Origin of the sequence: Bacillus sp. CCB-MMP212 (assembly GCF_022748145.1) — a bacterium.
Classification (GTDB): Bacteria; Bacillota; Bacilli; order Bacillales; family Bacillaceae_G; genus Bacillus_A; species Bacillus_A cereus.
Genome location: NZ_JALDQE010000027.1, coordinates 1 through 14,751 on the forward strand (window position 1 = coordinate 1; position 14,751 = coordinate 14,751).

Here is a 14,751-nt window from a genome sequence, read left to right on the forward strand (position 1 = left end):
ATAAAAATTGACGTTTCACGTTGTTTGTTTCGTTTAGTTTTCAAAGTTCAATATCGCGTTTCAGCGACTTTTATAATTTAACATTTCTCATTAAATCTGTCAACAACTTTTTTCTTTCGTTCCTGACGACGCTTATTAATTTACCATATTAATCATTTAATAGTCAACACTTTTTAAAAAAATGCCAAAATAATTTTATCTTGGCATGATATAAAGCTTAATAATCACTAATGCCGCCACACCTGGTAGGCCTAATAAACTCGTTATTGCCGCTGTACCCATGTTAATTGGGATATGAAAATCAAAATATGTCCCTACAACATTTACGATAAAGAGCAATGCTATGCCTAGAGTAACATGAAAAATCACCTTTCCTATAAAACGTAATGGCTTAGAGGCAACACCAAAAACAAGAAAAATAAACACTAAAGTAAGAATGCCAACAATAATAATTGTAGAATTCATTTTTTCCTCCTTATGAATGACCTATACATCTATTTGTATGGGACAAGACAATAAAAAAGAACAGTTATCATAAACGGCATCTCTTTCATATAAACCTAATAAAACAACACCTCAGCATTTAACAAATAAAATAAAAAGGCCTGCTCAGAAAGCAGAACCCTTTACCATTGTTCCATTTTTACAGGACGACGCTTTGCTTCTTTCAACAAGAAGAAATATTTCGCCTCTGCTATTTTCAAAGAACAAATGACATCTTGAGATGGTTCTACACTTTGTTCGACCATTCTCTTCTGACGTAACCACTCATTCTTCACTTTTTCCAAAAGTACAATTAACTTATCATCATACTCTTTACGCAATTTACCCTTTTTTTGAAAGAACATTTTTGTTTCTCCTCTTATACTTCTCTGCGACCTTCTAATGCTTTCGATAGTGTCACTTCATCTGCATATTCTAAATCTCCACCAACTGGCAGACCATGTGCAATACGAGTTACTTTAATGCCTGTAGGTTTTAAGAGGCGGGAGATATACATCGCTGTAGCTTCCCCTTCAATATTAGGGTTTGTTGCTAATATTACTTCTTGTACCGTTTCATCATGTAGTCGCTTTAAGAGTTGCGGGATATTAATGTCTTCCGGTCCAATTCCCTCCATAGGAGAAATCGCACCACGTAACACATGATATACACCTTGATACTCTTTCATTTTTTCCATTGCGATTACATCTTTCGGTTCTTGCACGACACAAACAACTGATTGATCTCGATGCGAATCATTACAAATATAACAAGGATCACGATCAGTAATATGTCCACATACAGAACAATACGCTAAATCTCGCTTCGCATTTACAAGTGCTTTCGCAAAACCTAACACATCATCTTCTTTCATATCTAATACGAAAAATGCCAATCGAACCGCTGTTTTCGGTCCGATACCTGGCAACTTCATAAAACTATCGATTAGTTTTGATATTGGTTCTGGATAATGCATGTATCAATATCCTCCTAGAACATTCCACCTGGTAAGTTTAAGCCTTTTGTAAATTTACCCATCGTAGAGTTTGATAGCTCATCAGCCTTTTTAAGTGCATCATTTGTTGCAGCTAACACTAAGTCTTGTAACATTTCGATATCCTCTGGATCTACAACCTCTTCTTTAATCTTAACTTCAAGAATTTGCTTGTGACCATTTGCAATAACTGTAATCATTCCGCCGCCAGCTGTACCTTCAACTGTTTTTTCACCAAGCTCTTCTTGTGCTTTCGCCATGTCTTTTTGCATCTTTTGCATTTGTTTCATCATGTTATTCATATTTCCCATTCCGCCACGCATCATAATTAATTCCTCCTAATTATTATTACTCTTTTATTTCAATGAGTTCTTGTCCTACTAATTTCACTGCCTCTTCTATAAGAGGGTCTTCCTTTTTCTCCGGGCTTTCTTCAGACTCTCCACCTTCACGTTGTAAAAAGTCTTCACGGATTTTACCCCATTCACTTTTTGGAATGGCAATCATATTTAACCTTTTACTTAGCAATTCAAATAAAGCTTGTTCTACTGTATCCATAGCTTCTCGATTTTCGCTCGCCATCTTACAGTGAATCTCATATTGAAATGCTAAAACGTAAGTGTCATCTGAAGCTGCCACTGGTTCGCTATTTTCTAGTAGAACAGCAAACGCTACTTTGTTATATGATTTGAGTCTTCCTAACAACTCACCCCATACAGCTTTTAATTGTTCTAAATCTTGACGCTTCGCTTGTTTTAATACTTCATTTACACGCCCGACAGGAATCTTCATACTTCCTGTTCGTACGGGTTTTGGTGTTGCACGTGTCTCTCTTACTTCCTGTTGTACACCAGCTGGCACACCGTTCTTTTTGACTTGCTCTAACTCTTTCTCCAATTGCTGCATCCTGTTCATAATTGCTTGCAAACGATCAGTACCGTTTGCTTGCATCATAAACTGTTGACACAATTGCACCATAACAACTTCTAAGAAAATACGCGGATGATTTGTCCACTTCATTTCCTGTTGTCCCTTACTAAGGGTATGAATAATCTCATAGATCACTTCCGGTTGCATTTCTTCACTCAACTTACGGAATTGATCATCTACAATTACTCGTTCCAACATATGTTCTAGTTGCGGTGAAGTTTGATATAAAAGCATATCACGATAATAGTAAATGAAATCCTCCATAAAACGAACTGGATCCTTCCCTTTACTCATCATTTCATCTATGATCTGTAATGCTCTTGATACATCGTTTTCACGTATGCATTCTACTAAATTGCCTAAGTATTGCTGAGAAACAGATCCTGTTACGGCCAATACATCTTCTGTCGTAACAATCTCATCACTATAAGATATAGCCTGATCAATAAGACTAAGCGCGTCACGCATACCACCTTCAGCAGCACGGGCAACAATTTGTAATGCTTCATCTTCCACTTGCGTACCTTCGTTTGTCACAACCGTTGATAATCTCTCAACAATATCATTCACTGATATTTTTCGGAATTCAAAACGCTGACAACGCGAAATAATTGTAGGCGGGATCTTATGAGGTTCTGTTGTCGCCAAAATAAAGATAACATGTCCTGGCGGCTCTTCTAAGGTTTTTAAAAGCGCATTGAATGCACCCATAGAAAGCATGTGAACTTCATCAATAATGTATACTTTATATTCTACAGCACTTGGAGCATATTTTACTTTATCTCTAATATCTCGAATTTCATCTACACCGTTATTTGAAGCCGCATCAATTTCTAATACATCTGAAATGGATCCTTGTGTAATTCCTAAACAAGAAGGACATTCATTACAAGGTTCAGCTACCGGAGCATGTTCACAGTTAATTGCTTTTGCAAATACTTTTGCAATTGTCGTTTTTCCTGTTCCCCTAGGACCAGAAAATAAATAAGCATGTGAAACTTTCTCTTGAAGAAGGGCATTTTGCAACGTTTTTGTCACGTGCTTTTGACCGACTACATCTTCGAACTTTTGCGGTCTCCATGTTCGGTATAACGCTTGGTATGACACGAAAATACGGCCTCCCTCAAAGGTTATTATCTCATTTATTATAACCCATTCTGTTTATAGATTCCAAAAGTTATTTTCTATACAAAAAACTCACCTTTGTATTAAGGTGAGTTTTGTATACATATATAACTGCCGTGCACCCTCCGTCGATTACGTACCATAAGCGTTACTCAAGCAGTTAGCTCGGTTCAGGCACTCCTGCGGCACACGAGAAGACCCGCTTATTGCTGCTTCCTTCCGGACCTGACAAGGTTCACGGGGTCCCGTTGCGCAGGACCCAAACGTCAACACCACTTACTTAAGGCAGACCTTACAGCAACATAACCTCGAGAGGGGATTCGGCCTCGCTAGAGCGGATTGCGAGTATAGGGCACCGCTACCTCCCCGCTTAGCACGGCAAAGTTAAAACCAATATTCGGTTGCCTTCATTAAAGGCATTATCAGTATAACTTGTTTCTTTATAAAATGCAAATACGTTAGTTCCCAGTATTTTTCTCTAATTTTTTTATCGCTTTTCTTTTTTTACGAAGCTCTCTAAAAAAGTTTGTTAACAACGTACCGCATTCTTCCTCTAATACACCAGATACTACTTCACATTGATGATTGAAGCGTTCATCTGTTAAAAGATTCATTAATGTCCCTGCACACCCGCCCTTCGGATCACTTGCACCATATACAACTCGCTTCACTCGTGATAAAACAATTCCACCCGCACACATTGGACAAGGTTCTAATGTTACATACAATGTTGCATCTTCTAAACGCCATGTCCCTAATTTTTTACACGCCTCATCTATTGCTAGCAACTCAGCATGAGCTATTGATCTTTGCTCAGTTTCCCTTAAATTATGGGCAACACTAATTACCTCACCATCTAACACTATAACTGCTCCAATTGGCACTTCCTGTATTTCCTCTGCCTTTTTGGCTTCTTCTATCGCTAATTGCATAAAATAAATATCTTGATCTTGTTCCATAACATAGTCCTTTCATTACAAATAAAGTACACTTATTTCCATTTACTACACAGGGGATAACTTTTACATATTCAATCCACCCTAAAAGAAAAAAGAGAGGGGATTACATATGAAAAATACCGCCTTGCTCATTATCGATATGATTAATGACTTTCAATTTTCCCACGGACCCATTCTAGCTCAAAAATGTGAGACTATCACAAACCCTATTTTACAATTAAAGAAAAAAATGAAATCCTTCGGCTATCCTATAATTTACGTTAATGACCATTATCAACTTTGGAGATCTGATATCGACCAACTTATTACTCATTGCACAAATAAATATAGCGAAAATATAATCCATAAGATTGCTCCAAGTTCTGATGATTACATTTTTATTAAACCACATTATTCCGCTTTTTATGAAACACCTTTAAATTCATTACTAGGTTATTTAAAAATAGAAAATCTAATATTAACAGGAGTTGCCGGAAATATATGTATCCTATTTACAGCTAATGATGCCCATATGAGAAATTATACATTGTATGTACCACAGGATTGTATCGCCTCTAACAACGACCAAGATAATATACATGCTTTAAAAATAATGGAAACTACATTGAAAGCAAATATAACATCGTCATCCAAAATAAAATTTAATTAATACATATATCTATTTTCTAACTTTTTATATCAAATTAACCCGCTCGCTTCCCTCTTGTGCTACAATAATTCTGTTTTGTGTTTTTAGTAGTCACGGTAAATCACTGATTGAAAGGAGGAAACAGCGTGACCGGAGTACCATTTATCACGGTTGAAGGACCAATTGGTGTTGGAAAAACTTCACTTGCGAAGGAAATTTCAACTCACATGCAACTCCACTTACTAAAAGAGATTGTTGATGAAAATCCCTTTTTAGGAAAGTTCTATGAAGACATCGACGAATGGAGTTTTCAAACAGAGATGTTCTTTCTTTGTAATAGATACAAACAATTAGAAGATATTAACATAAAGTATTTGAATCAAAGGAAACCAGTAGTAGCGGATTACCATATCTTTAAAAATTTAATTTTTGCATCCCGCACATTAAAAGACTCTCAATATGACAAGTACATGCAAATTTATCGTATTCTTACACAAGATATGCCTGTGCCAAACGTCATTGTTTATTTAACAGCTAGCCTAGAAACATTGCAAAAACGAATCGCCATGCGCGGAAGAGAATTTGAAAAAAACATGGATCCAAATTACTTACTACAGCTCACAAAAGATTATGAAACAGCAATGGATGCTTTTAAAAAAGATCATCCGGAAATACCAGTATTGAAATTTAATGGAGACGATATGGATTTTGTAAAAAATCCTGATGATTTAAACGTCATCCTATCTGCCCTTCAAAATACTCTCTTAAAGGAGTCGAAATAATAATGAATTTAAGGCAAAAATATGATATACCCAATGACGCAGTAATCACTATCGCCGGAACGGTAGGTGTGGGTAAATCAACTATGACAACTGCATTAGCTAATGCTTTAGGTTATCGCACATCATTTGAAAAAGTAGATTCCAATCCATACTTGGACAAGTTCTATGCGGACTTCACTCGCTGGAGCTTCCACCTACAAGTGTACTTTTTAGCAGAACGATTTAAGGAACAAAAAAGAATTTTTGAATACGGTGGCGGTTTTGTTCAAGATCGTTCTATTTACGAAGACACTGGAATTTTCGCAAAGATGCATCATGAAAAAGGTACGATGACGGAAACTGATTATGAAACATACAAAGGGTTATTTGACGCTATGGTCATGACTCCTTACTTCCCTCATCCAGACTTATTAATTTACTTAGAAGGTTCTTTCGATGATATTGTCGATCGTATTCAAGAACGCGGACGCCCAATGGAACAGCAAACGCCAATTGAGTACTGGAAAGAAATGCATGGACGTTATGAAAACTGGATTAACAACTTTAATTCATGCCCTGTATTACGCTTAAATATTAATGAGTACGATATTTTAAAAGATGGGGATTCAATCGAACCAATCATTAAAAAAATTGGCCATTTTTTAAAACAAACACGTAAACTTGTAAAATAAAAAACCCGTGCATATGCACGGGTTTTCCTATTAAATTACTTCTTCTTTGTTGGAGCAATAATTTCACTCTCAGGTTTTCCTGCGTTAATACGCTGACGAACAGTACTTGTACTAATATCGTATGCTTCAGCAATCTCTTTAACAGTCATTTCTTTCCCATTAATTACTGCCGTTAATACTTTACCTGTACGTTTTGGAGCCGCTTCTTTCTTTACAGCTGCTTTTTTAACTTGTTTTGGCACCTCTACTTTATTCGTAGCTGGTTTTACATCACAAGTACAACCACAAAGTTTACGGAATGTATCATCACTAATAATGCGTGATACGTTTGCACCACTGTTTAAAATTCTATTGTTCTTACAGACAGGACATTGTACATAATATAAAGTTTTTCCATCTAAAGGAAACGTTTGTATAATAAGATCCATGTTGACTCCTTTCATATCTATGAAGATAATCATCGGAATATGAGTGTGTAATAAGGACAAAATTACCTTACACCATACTTTATGATTGGTTTTAAAATAAAAACTCGTTACGTGTTGGTAACGAGTTCTCCAATCTCCACTTATATGCGCTGTTGTCAATTATATCTGGAGGAGGTAGAGGGATTCGAACCCCCGCGCGACTCTCGCCGCCTGTCGGTTTTCAAGACCGATCCCTTCAGCCAGACTTGGGTATACCTCCATATTGACATCAAATATAATATCAAAAGAAAAACAGTTAGTCAACCCTACTAAAATAAATTATGAGGAAAGGAAAATTTTACTTTCCCCTTCCTACATTACAGTACTGACAACGCTCATAATTACCAATCACTCATACCGATGAATGTTTAAATTTACTTAATAACTGTTTTTCCTCCCATATAAGGGCGAAGAACTTCTGGAATTATAATTGTACCATCTTCTTGTTGGTAGTTCTCTAAAATAGCTGCAACCGTACGTCCAATTGCAAGACCAGATCCATTTAATGTATGGACATGTTCTGGTTTTCCATTTGGCTCACGGCGGAAACGGATATTTGCACGTCTCGCTTGGAAAGCTTCAAAATTACTACAAGAAGAAATTTCACGATATGTGCCATAGCTTGGAATCCATACTTCAATATCGTATTTCTTCGCTGCTGTAAATCCTAAATCGCCTGTGCACATGCTCATAACGCGATATGGCAACTCTAATAATTGTAACACGCGTTCTGCATCATTTGTTAATTTTTCTAACTCTTCATAAGAATCTTCTGGTTTTACGAACTTCACAAGCTCTACTTTATTGAACTGATGCTGGCGAATTAAACCGCGTGTATCGCGACCAGCTGAACCTGCTTCAGAGCGGAAGCAAGAGCTAAATGCAGCATATCTTATAGGCAATTGCTCTTTATTTAAAATCTCATCACGATGCATATTCGTTACAGGTACTTCAGCTGTTGGAATTAAGAAATAATCTTCACTTTCAATACGGAATGCATCTTCTTCAAACTTTGGAAGTTGTCCTGTTCCTGTCATACTTGCACGGTTTACCATATATGGAGGTAATACTTCTTCATATCCATGCTCATCAGTATGAAGATCAAGCATAAAGCTAATTAAAGCACGCTCTAATCTTGCACCAGCACCTTTGTAAAATACGAAGCGGCTTCCTGTTACTTTCCCAGCGCGTTCAAAATCTAAAATTCCTAAATCAGTAGCAAGATCCCAATGTGGTTTTGGTTCAAAAGTAAATTCTTTTACTTCTCCCCAAGTACGCGCTACTACATTATCATCCTCTGTTTCACCGACTGGAGCAGACTCATGAGGGATATTTGGAATAGATAACATTAATCTTTCTAAGTCTTCTTCAACTGTGCGAAGTTCGTTATCAAAATCCTTTACTTTTTCTCCAACCTCACGCATTTCTAAAATTAGAGCTTCTGCATCTTTCTTTTCGCGCTTTAATACAGAGATTTGTTGAGACACTTCATTACGTTTACTTTTTAATTCTTCTGTCTGAACAAGTAGTTCTCTTCTTCTCGTATCAAGTTCTTCAAAACGTCCGAAATCAGTTAGATCTTCACCTCTATGCTGTAATTTCGCTTTTACTTCTTCAAAGTTTGTACGTAAAAATTTAATATCAAGCATTATATACTCCTCCTTTTATTTTATAAAACACAAAAAACTCCCGTCCCTATATAAAGGGACGGGAGTTAACCCGCGTTGCCACCCTAGTTGAAAGCATTACCGCTTTCCTCTCAAGTAGAAATAACGGCTCTTCACCGGGAATGCTTACTAATCCAAAAGATGTTCCACATTCCATTCCAGGATGGATTCACAAACTGTTTCTATCGATTTCCACCAACCATCGACTCTCTATAAGAAACAACATTTGTTACTATTTCCTATCAACACGCTTATTTTATAAAATTGTTACCATCAATTTACTATAATCTTATACAAGTTGCAAGTTACTTATACAACTTTTTTCATTTTCGCTTCTTTTACCATTTCAACAAAGTATGCTGTTACACGATGATCATCTGTTAATTCTGGATGGAATGAAGCAGCTAAAAACTGATCTTGTCTTACCGCTACCATTCGGTCACCATGCTTAGAAAGCACTTCAACATTATCAGCTACTTCTACAACATACGGCGCACGGATAAATACACCAACGAAGTCTTCACCCACGCCTTCAATTGAAAGCGCAGCTTCAAAACTATCCTTTTGGCGTCCGAACGCATTGCGCTCAACTGTAATATCCATAGCACCAATATGTGCTTCTTCATAGCCAATAAGTGTTTTCGCAAGAAGAATCATCCCTGCACACGTACCAAACATTGGTTTACCAGACTTTGCAAATGTGCGAAGTGGTTCCATGAAAGCATACTTATCAATAAGACGGCGCATTGTTGTACTTTCACCGCCTGGTAAAATAAGACCATCAATCTCTTCAAGTTGCTCTATACGCTTTACAACAACAGCTTCTGCACCACTTGCTTCAACTGATTTTACATGTTCACGAACTGCACCTTGAAGACCTAGTACACCGATTTTCACCATTTTAAAGTTCTCCTTTAATTACCATCCACGCTCTTGCATGCGTTGTTCTGGTAATAACGTTGAAATTTCGATACCCTTCATTGCATTACCTAATCCTTTAGAAAGACTTGCAATTAGTTCGTAATCTTCATAATGAGTCGTTGCTTCAACAATTGCACGTGCAAATCTCTCTGGGTTTTCTGATTTGAAGATACCAGATCCAACAAATACCCCATCAGCACCAAGTTGCATCATTAATGCAGCATCTGCTGGCGTTGCTATACCACCTGCCGCAAAGTTTACAACTGGTAAGCGACCAAGACGTTTAATTTCAAGTAATACTTCGTAAGGAGCACCAGTATTTTTTGCATATGTCATTAACTCATCTTCACGTAGACTCGCAACTTGACGGATTTCTGCATTGACTTGGCGCATATGACGCACTGCCTCTACAATGTTTCCTGTTCCTGGTTCACCTTTTGTACGAAGCATAGATGCACCTTCTGCAATACGACGTGCAGCTTCTCCGATATCACGGCAACCACATACAAATGGAACTGTGTAATCACGTTTATTTAAATGGTATACTTCATCAGCAGGAGTTAATACTTCACTCTCATCGATATAGTCTACCCCTAATGATTCTAATACACGTGCTTCTACAAGGTGACCGATACGGCATTTTGCCATAACCGGAATTGACACTGCACCCATAACTTCTTCAACGATTGTTGGGTCTGCCATACGAGAAACGCCACCTGCTGCACGAATGTCTGCTGGTACACGCTCTAATGCCATAACGGCAACTGCGCCTGCCTCTTCTGCAATTTTTGCTTGTTCAGCGTTAATTACGTCCATAATAACGCCGCCTTTTTGCATTTCTGCCATTCCACGTTTTACACGCTCTGTCCCTGTTACATTTGTCATGTACAAAAACCCCCCTAGGTGAATTGCTTTCCCCCGTTAAAGGCGAAAATTAAGAATACTCTTACATTCTACCACTAACTATCAGATGCTTGTCTACTACTTTTTCATAAAGTCGGTATGAAAAATAGGAATAAAAAAAAAGCCCCTACCATGAGGAGCTTCTAAAACCAACCTTTTACTGTATCAACAGCACTATTCCACATACCACTAAAGAATGAACCAATTCCGCGCATAGCACGAGTAAACCAGTTTGCTTCTTCTACTTCAGATGTTGTTACAAGATCCACTTGCAACGACTTACCAGTTAAAAATCCAGGGTCGTTTGTATCTTTTGGCGTAATTACCATTTGACCAAGCGCAGCTCCCTTTTTAATAGGTGCTTCTTGTCCCTTACTTGATTCTTTTAATTCTGTTTTATAAACATCTTTACTTCCTTTTGGCACTGGAAGTGAAATAGCTTGTTTCGTTTGAACTGCTACATCTTTATCTTTCGCATTTTCTACTCTTACTGTTTCTTGTCCTTTTACTGAAGAACCTTTTTTATACATTTGTTTCACTTCAAAGTTAGCAAATCCATAATCATATAGCTTCTTTGTTTCATCAAAACGTGCTGTATGAGAACTTGTTTTAATAACTACAGAAATAAAACGCATACCGTTTCTTTCAACCGTACCAGTGAAGCAATCTCCTGCTTCTGGAGTTGAGCCTGTTTTCAGACCATCTACGCCATCATATTCTTTAACTAAGCCCTTTAACATCCAGTTCCAGTTTGACATTGCAAACTTCTCTTTTTCTGGACGGAATTCTTTTTTAGGAATTTTTGCTGTATCTAACACTTTTGGATAATCTTTAATTAAATGTTGTGCTAAAGTTGCAACATCCTTTGCAGACATTTTATTTTCTTCATCTGCTGTTGTTCCTTCAGGGTGCATTCCCTTTAAATCTTTATTCGTTAAACCTGTAGAATTGACAAATTTATAATTTTTCAACCCTAGTTCTTTCGATTTATCATTCATCATTTTTACGAAATCTACTTCTTTACCTGCAATTGCTTCTGCTAATGCAATTGTTGCACCATTTGCAGAAAAGATTGCCATTGCCTCATATAACTCTTTTACTGTATAAGAGCCACCATTTTCTAATGCAACATTTGATAATGAAGCATCTTGTGAAACCTTATATGCATATTCAGAAATCTTAATTTTCTGGTCCCACTTAAGTTTTCCTTTATCCACTGCTTCGTGAACTAAATATTCACTCATCATCTTTGTCATACTAGCAATGGATAATAATTCATCTGCATTCTTTTGATATAAAATTTTCCCAGAATTCGCTTCTACTAAAATTGCCGCGCCTGCTTCAATGTTTAAAGCGGCTCCTGTTTCAGCTGATGCATTGCTATATGGAATAAAAATGCTACAAGCTAGTGTAAGCACTGTTACCAAAGCAATGAATCTTTTGCAAAACATACCTTTCACTTTTGCTACCCCCAATATCTATGTACTCACATAACCGTTATTCTAACATAATCAAAAAAAAATAGACAGAGATATCAAATCTCTGTCTATTTGTATATAAGACATTATAATGAGTAGTTTGGAGCCTCTTTTGTAATTTGTACGTGATGAGGATGACTTTCACGTAAGCCTGCACCTGACATACGAATGAATTGTGCATTTTCGCGTAAGAATTCTAAATCCTGTGCTCCGCAATATCCCATACCTGCACGTAAGCCACCAACTAATTGGTGAACTGTATCTGCTAAAGGTCCTTTATATGGTACTCGTCCTTCAATACCTTCTGGAACAAGTTTTTTATTTCCTTCTTGGAAGTAACGATCTTTACTTCCTTTTTCCATCGCACCGACAGAACCCATACCACGATACACTTTAAATTGACGACCTTGGTAAATTTCAGTTTCTCCAGGACTTTCGGCAACACCAGCAAACATACTACCTAGCATAACAACATGTGCTCCTGCTGCTAAAGCTTTAACCATATCACCAGAGTACTTAACACCGCCATCAGCAATAACTGGAATACCGTGTTTACGAGCTTCGGTTGCACAATCATAAACTGCTGTTAATTGTGGTACACCAACACCAGCTACAACACGTGTTGTACAAATAGAACCTGGTCCAATACCAACTTTAACTACGTTTGCACCAGCTTCAATTAATGCTTTCGTTGCTTCAGCTGTAGCAACATTTCCAGCGATAATATTTAATGATGGATATTTAGCACGAACTTCCTTTACCTTATCAATAACGCCTTTAGAATGCCCATGAGCTGTATCAAGTACAATTGCATCTACACTAGCTTTTACTAATGCATCGATACGAAGCATAGCATCAGCTGTTACACCAACTGCCGCTCCAACTAATAAGCGTCCTTGCTTATCTTTAGCAGAGTTTGGGAATTCAATTACTTTTTCAATATCTTTTATTGTAATCAGCCCTTGTAATACACCGTTATTATCAACAAGAGGGAGTTTTTCAATTTTATACTTTTGTAGGATCTTTTCAGCTTCTTCCAGTGTAGTACCAACTGGAGCTGTAATTAATTGTTCTTTTGTCATTACGTCAGAAATTTTGATTGAGTAGTCTTGGATGAAGCGCATATCACGGTTTGTAATAATACCAACTAATTTTCGCTCATCTAAATTATTTACAACCGGTACACCTGAGATACGATATTTTCCCATAAGATGTTCTGCATCATATACTTGATGTTCTGGAGTTAAGAAGAAAGGATCTGAAATAACGCCGCTTTCAGAGCGCTTTACTTTATCAACTTGCTCTGCTTGTTGCTCAATAGACATATTCTTATGAATAATTCCTAAACCACCTTGGCGAGCCATTGCAATAGCCATATCAGCTTCTGTTACTGTATCCATTCCTGCACTAATTAACGGGATGTTTAGCTGTAAGCTTTCAGATAAAACTGTTTTAACACTTACTTCTCTTGGTAATATATCTGACCTAGCTGGTACAAGTAATACATCATCAAAAGTCAAACCTTCTTTAACAAATTTAGATTCCCACATAATTGTTCCCCCTATGATACCAGAAATTATTATTAGTAGCTTATCAATTGGTTAAAATACTGTCAAGGACGTATATATATGTTAGAATTTTTAGACAATAAAAGGAGCGTAATATATGCATCAAACATCTTGCACTTGGCAGCAGTTAAGTTTCTTTTTTTCATCTCAAAACGTACAACGTTATCTTGCCCGTTGTTATGAAAAATCCTCTATTCAGGATGCCGAAAAAAAAAGTTTTGAAAATTGTTATCCCTTTATTTATTACTTAGAACACGGGAAAAATTATTATGAATTATATAAGACAGCTCCATTTTCCATTCAACCAATGTTGTTATTTTATGGAATTAGCCAACTTTTTAAAGCATGTCTACTAACCATTGATCCTAACTATCCTGAATCCACTACTGTTTTAGCTCATGGCGTTACAACTCGCAAACGAAAAAAACAAGGGTATCAATTTTTAGAAGATGAGGTGAAGGTACAAAAAAACGGATTGTTTACTCATGTTGCAGAACAACTGTTTCACATGAAACACTTAGAAGCAGAAAAATTTAACATGTTAGAACTAATGGGAAATATTCCAGAATTACAAAATTTGTTCCGCTATAGTCAAAAAGGATCAACTTTATATAAAATCGATTCAACAATTAAAAATGAGCTCTCCTTTTCAGTCAACCTACTAGATCGATTACATATGACTAAAGAGAGATTTTCTCGCTACATTGAAACATCTTGTAAGCATTTATCAATGCAACATGTACCTGAGAAAACTAATGAATCGAATTTACTTTTTACGGCGCCAATTCAATCATGGAATCCTATGTACAGTACTCCTTTATACTATGAATATCTTACTAATACTTATTATTTACCACTTACAACTGATCCTAGAAATCCTAAACCAGTATTACCCGAACTCCTCGTTCATTATTTATTGCTCTATAATTTAAGCATGATTTCTAGGTATGAAACAGATTGGTGGTATGACTTACTTGGAAGCTATGGCTCTGAAGATTATCCATTTATTTATCAATTTCTTAATATTTCTGCTCAAAAAATCCCTTACTATATTTCATCATTTTTACTAACAGAACCTAACCTATTTCATGGGAAATAAAAAAAACACAAGTCAAAAGACTTGTGTTTTTAGTTGCTTGGCGACGTCCTACTCTCACAGGGACAAGGTCCCAACT

General features: G+C 36.8%; 16 protein-coding genes, 1 tRNA gene, 1 other RNA gene and 1 other annotated feature. Of the genes, 4 read left to right on the top strand and 14 right to left on the bottom strand.

Annotated elements, in window-relative coordinates; translation table 11 throughout:
- Positions 1-195 precede the first annotated feature (195 nt).
- The 7 genes from MRP26_RS30530 to tadA all read right to left on the bottom strand — a co-directional run bounded on the left by MRP26_RS30530 (position 196) and on the right by tadA (position 4,491).
- Positions 196-465, bottom strand: a complete 270-nt coding sequence (locus MRP26_RS30530) for a pro-sigmaK processing inhibitor BofA family protein (RefSeq protein WP_001089273.1) — start codon at positions 463-465, stop codon at positions 196-198.
- Between the two features lie 161 nt (positions 466-626).
- Positions 627-848 carry a YaaL family protein gene (locus MRP26_RS30535; protein WP_000466019.1) on the bottom strand — a complete coding sequence of 74 codons (222 nt, stop codon included), beginning with the start codon at positions 846-848 and terminating at the stop codon, positions 627-629.
- 14 nt (positions 849-862) lie between these two features.
- Positions 863-1,459: a recombination protein RecR gene (gene recR, locus MRP26_RS30540; RefSeq protein WP_000559169.1), complete on the bottom strand. Its 597-nt coding sequence runs from the start codon at positions 1,457-1,459 to the stop codon at positions 863-865.
- Positions 1,460-1,473: 14 nt separating this feature from the next.
- Entirely contained in the window at positions 1,474-1,800 is a 327-nt protein-coding gene (locus MRP26_RS30545; protein WP_014894853.1) for a YbaB/EbfC family nucleoid-associated protein, read from the bottom strand.
- 25 nt (positions 1,801-1,825) lie between these two features.
- On the bottom strand, positions 1,826-3,514 hold the full coding sequence (gene dnaX, locus MRP26_RS30550) for a DNA polymerase III subunit gamma/tau (protein WP_000121561.1): 1,689 nt from the start codon (positions 3,512-3,514) through the stop codon (positions 1,826-1,828).
- A gap of 132 nt (positions 3,515-3,646) precedes the next feature.
- An RNA gene (ffs, locus tag MRP26_RS30555) (signal recognition particle sRNA large type) lies at positions 3,647-3,911 on the bottom strand.
- 79 nt (positions 3,912-3,990) lie between these two features.
- Complete coding sequence (gene tadA / locus MRP26_RS30560; protein WP_000434330.1) at positions 3,991-4,491, bottom strand: tRNA adenosine(34) deaminase TadA; 501 nt, start codon at positions 4,489-4,491, stop codon at positions 3,991-3,993.
- Positions 4,492-4,600: 109 nt separating this feature from the next.
- Here tadA and MRP26_RS30565 point away from each other — a divergent pair, with 109 nt between their 5' ends.
- The 3 genes from MRP26_RS30565 (at position 4,601) to MRP26_RS30575 (ending at position 6,572) form a co-directional block, all read left to right on the top strand.
- The gene (locus MRP26_RS30565; RefSeq protein ID WP_053563255.1) at positions 4,601-5,140 is read left to right on the top strand and encodes a cysteine hydrolase family protein; all 540 of its coding nucleotides are present in this window, start codon (positions 4,601-4,603) and stop codon (positions 5,138-5,140) included.
- Positions 5,141-5,265: 125 nt separating this feature from the next.
- Positions 5,266-5,901, top strand: coding sequence for a deoxynucleoside kinase (locus tag MRP26_RS30570; protein ID WP_000148218.1), 636 nt, complete (start codon positions 5,266-5,268; stop codon positions 5,899-5,901).
- 2 nt (positions 5,902-5,903) lie between these two features.
- Positions 5,904-6,572, top strand: a complete 669-nt coding sequence (locus tag MRP26_RS30575; protein WP_001053585.1) for a deoxynucleoside kinase — start codon at positions 5,904-5,906, stop codon at positions 6,570-6,572.
- Positions 6,573-6,607: 35 nt separating this feature from the next.
- Here MRP26_RS30575 and MRP26_RS30580 read toward each other — a convergent pair whose 3' ends face one another.
- The 7 genes from MRP26_RS30580 to guaB all read right to left on the bottom strand — a co-directional run bounded on the left by MRP26_RS30580 (position 6,608) and on the right by guaB (position 13,558).
- A complete protein-coding gene (locus MRP26_RS30580) occupies positions 6,608-7,000 on the bottom strand; it encodes a sigma factor-like helix-turn-helix DNA-binding protein (protein WP_000364192.1) in 393 nt (130 codons plus the stop codon).
- A gap of 166 nt (positions 7,001-7,166) precedes the next feature.
- Positions 7,167-7,259: transfer RNA gene (locus MRP26_RS30585), tRNA-Ser, on the bottom strand.
- 154 nt (positions 7,260-7,413) lie between these two features.
- A complete protein-coding gene (serS, locus tag MRP26_RS30590; RefSeq protein ID WP_000884174.1) occupies positions 7,414-8,688 on the bottom strand; it encodes a serine--tRNA ligase in 1,275 nt (424 codons plus the stop codon).
- A gap of 51 nt (positions 8,689-8,739) precedes the next feature.
- Positions 8,740-8,961: a binding site (T-box leader), on the bottom strand.
- 54 nt (positions 8,962-9,015) lie between these two features.
- Entirely contained in the window at positions 9,016-9,606 is a 591-nt protein-coding gene (gene pdxT / locus MRP26_RS30595) for a pyridoxal 5'-phosphate synthase glutaminase subunit PdxT (RefSeq protein WP_000238785.1), read from the bottom strand.
- Positions 9,607-9,624: 18 nt separating this feature from the next.
- A complete protein-coding gene (gene pdxS, locus MRP26_RS30600; RefSeq protein ID WP_000186154.1) occupies positions 9,625-10,512 on the bottom strand; it encodes a pyridoxal 5'-phosphate synthase lyase subunit PdxS in 888 nt (295 codons plus the stop codon).
- A 161-nt stretch (positions 10,513-10,673) separates the two neighbouring features.
- Positions 10,674-11,981: a D-alanyl-D-alanine carboxypeptidase DacA gene (gene dacA / locus MRP26_RS30605; RefSeq protein WP_197241459.1), complete on the bottom strand. Its 1,308-nt coding sequence runs from the start codon at positions 11,979-11,981 to the stop codon at positions 10,674-10,676.
- A gap of 113 nt (positions 11,982-12,094) precedes the next feature.
- Entirely contained in the window at positions 12,095-13,558 is a 1,464-nt protein-coding gene (gene guaB / locus MRP26_RS30610; RefSeq protein WP_000264089.1) for an IMP dehydrogenase, read from the bottom strand.
- Positions 13,559-13,673: 115 nt separating this feature from the next.
- Between guaB and MRP26_RS30615 the strand changes: the two genes are divergently transcribed.
- On the top strand, positions 13,674-14,675 hold the full coding sequence (locus tag MRP26_RS30615; protein ID WP_053563256.1) for a YaaC family protein: 1,002 nt from the start codon (positions 13,674-13,676) through the stop codon (positions 14,673-14,675).
- Positions 14,676-14,751: the final 76 nt, after the last annotated feature.

Bases quoted from the DNA above. Each gene is read 5' to 3' on its own strand.
- pdxS (WP_000186154.1), bottom strand. From the start codon at position 10,512: ATGACAAATGTAACAGGGACAGAGCGTGTAAAACGTGGAATGGCAGAA.
- recR (WP_000559169.1), bottom strand. From the start codon at position 1,459: ATGCATTATCCAGAACCAATATCAAAACTAATCGATAGTTTTATGAAG.
- pdxT (WP_000238785.1), bottom strand. From the start codon at position 9,606: ATGGTGAAAATCGGTGTACTAGGTCTTCAAGGTGCAGTTCGTGAACAT.
- tadA (WP_000434330.1), bottom strand. From the start codon at position 4,491: ATGGAACAAGATCAAGATATTTATTTTATGCAATTAGCGATAGAAGAA.
- guaB (WP_000264089.1), bottom strand. From the start codon at position 13,558: ATGTGGGAATCTAAATTTGTTAAAGAAGGTTTGACTTTTGATGATGTA.
- MRP26_RS30615 (WP_053563256.1), top strand. From the start codon at position 13,674: ATGCATCAAACATCTTGCACTTGGCAGCAGTTAAGTTTCTTTTTTTCA.
- dacA (WP_197241459.1), bottom strand. From the start codon at position 11,981: ATGTTTTGCAAAAGATTCATTGCTTTGGTAACAGTGCTTACACTAGCT.
- MRP26_RS30545 (WP_014894853.1), bottom strand. From the start codon at position 1,800: ATGCGTGGCGGAATGGGAAATATGAATAACATGATGAAACAAATGCAA.
- MRP26_RS30530 (WP_001089273.1), bottom strand. From the start codon at position 465: ATGAATTCTACAATTATTATTGTTGGCATTCTTACTTTAGTGTTTATT.
- MRP26_RS30575 (WP_001053585.1), top strand. From the start codon at position 5,904: ATGAATTTAAGGCAAAAATATGATATACCCAATGACGCAGTAATCACT.
- serS (WP_000884174.1), bottom strand. From the start codon at position 8,688: ATGCTTGATATTAAATTTTTACGTACAAACTTTGAAGAAGTAAAAGCG.
- MRP26_RS30580 (WP_000364192.1), bottom strand. From the start codon at position 7,000: ATGGATCTTATTATACAAACGTTTCCTTTAGATGGAAAAACTTTATAT.
- MRP26_RS30565 (WP_053563255.1), top strand. From the start codon at position 4,601: ATGAAAAATACCGCCTTGCTCATTATCGATATGATTAATGACTTTCAA.
- MRP26_RS30535 (WP_000466019.1), bottom strand. From the start codon at position 848: ATGTTCTTTCAAAAAAAGGGTAAATTGCGTAAAGAGTATGATGATAAG.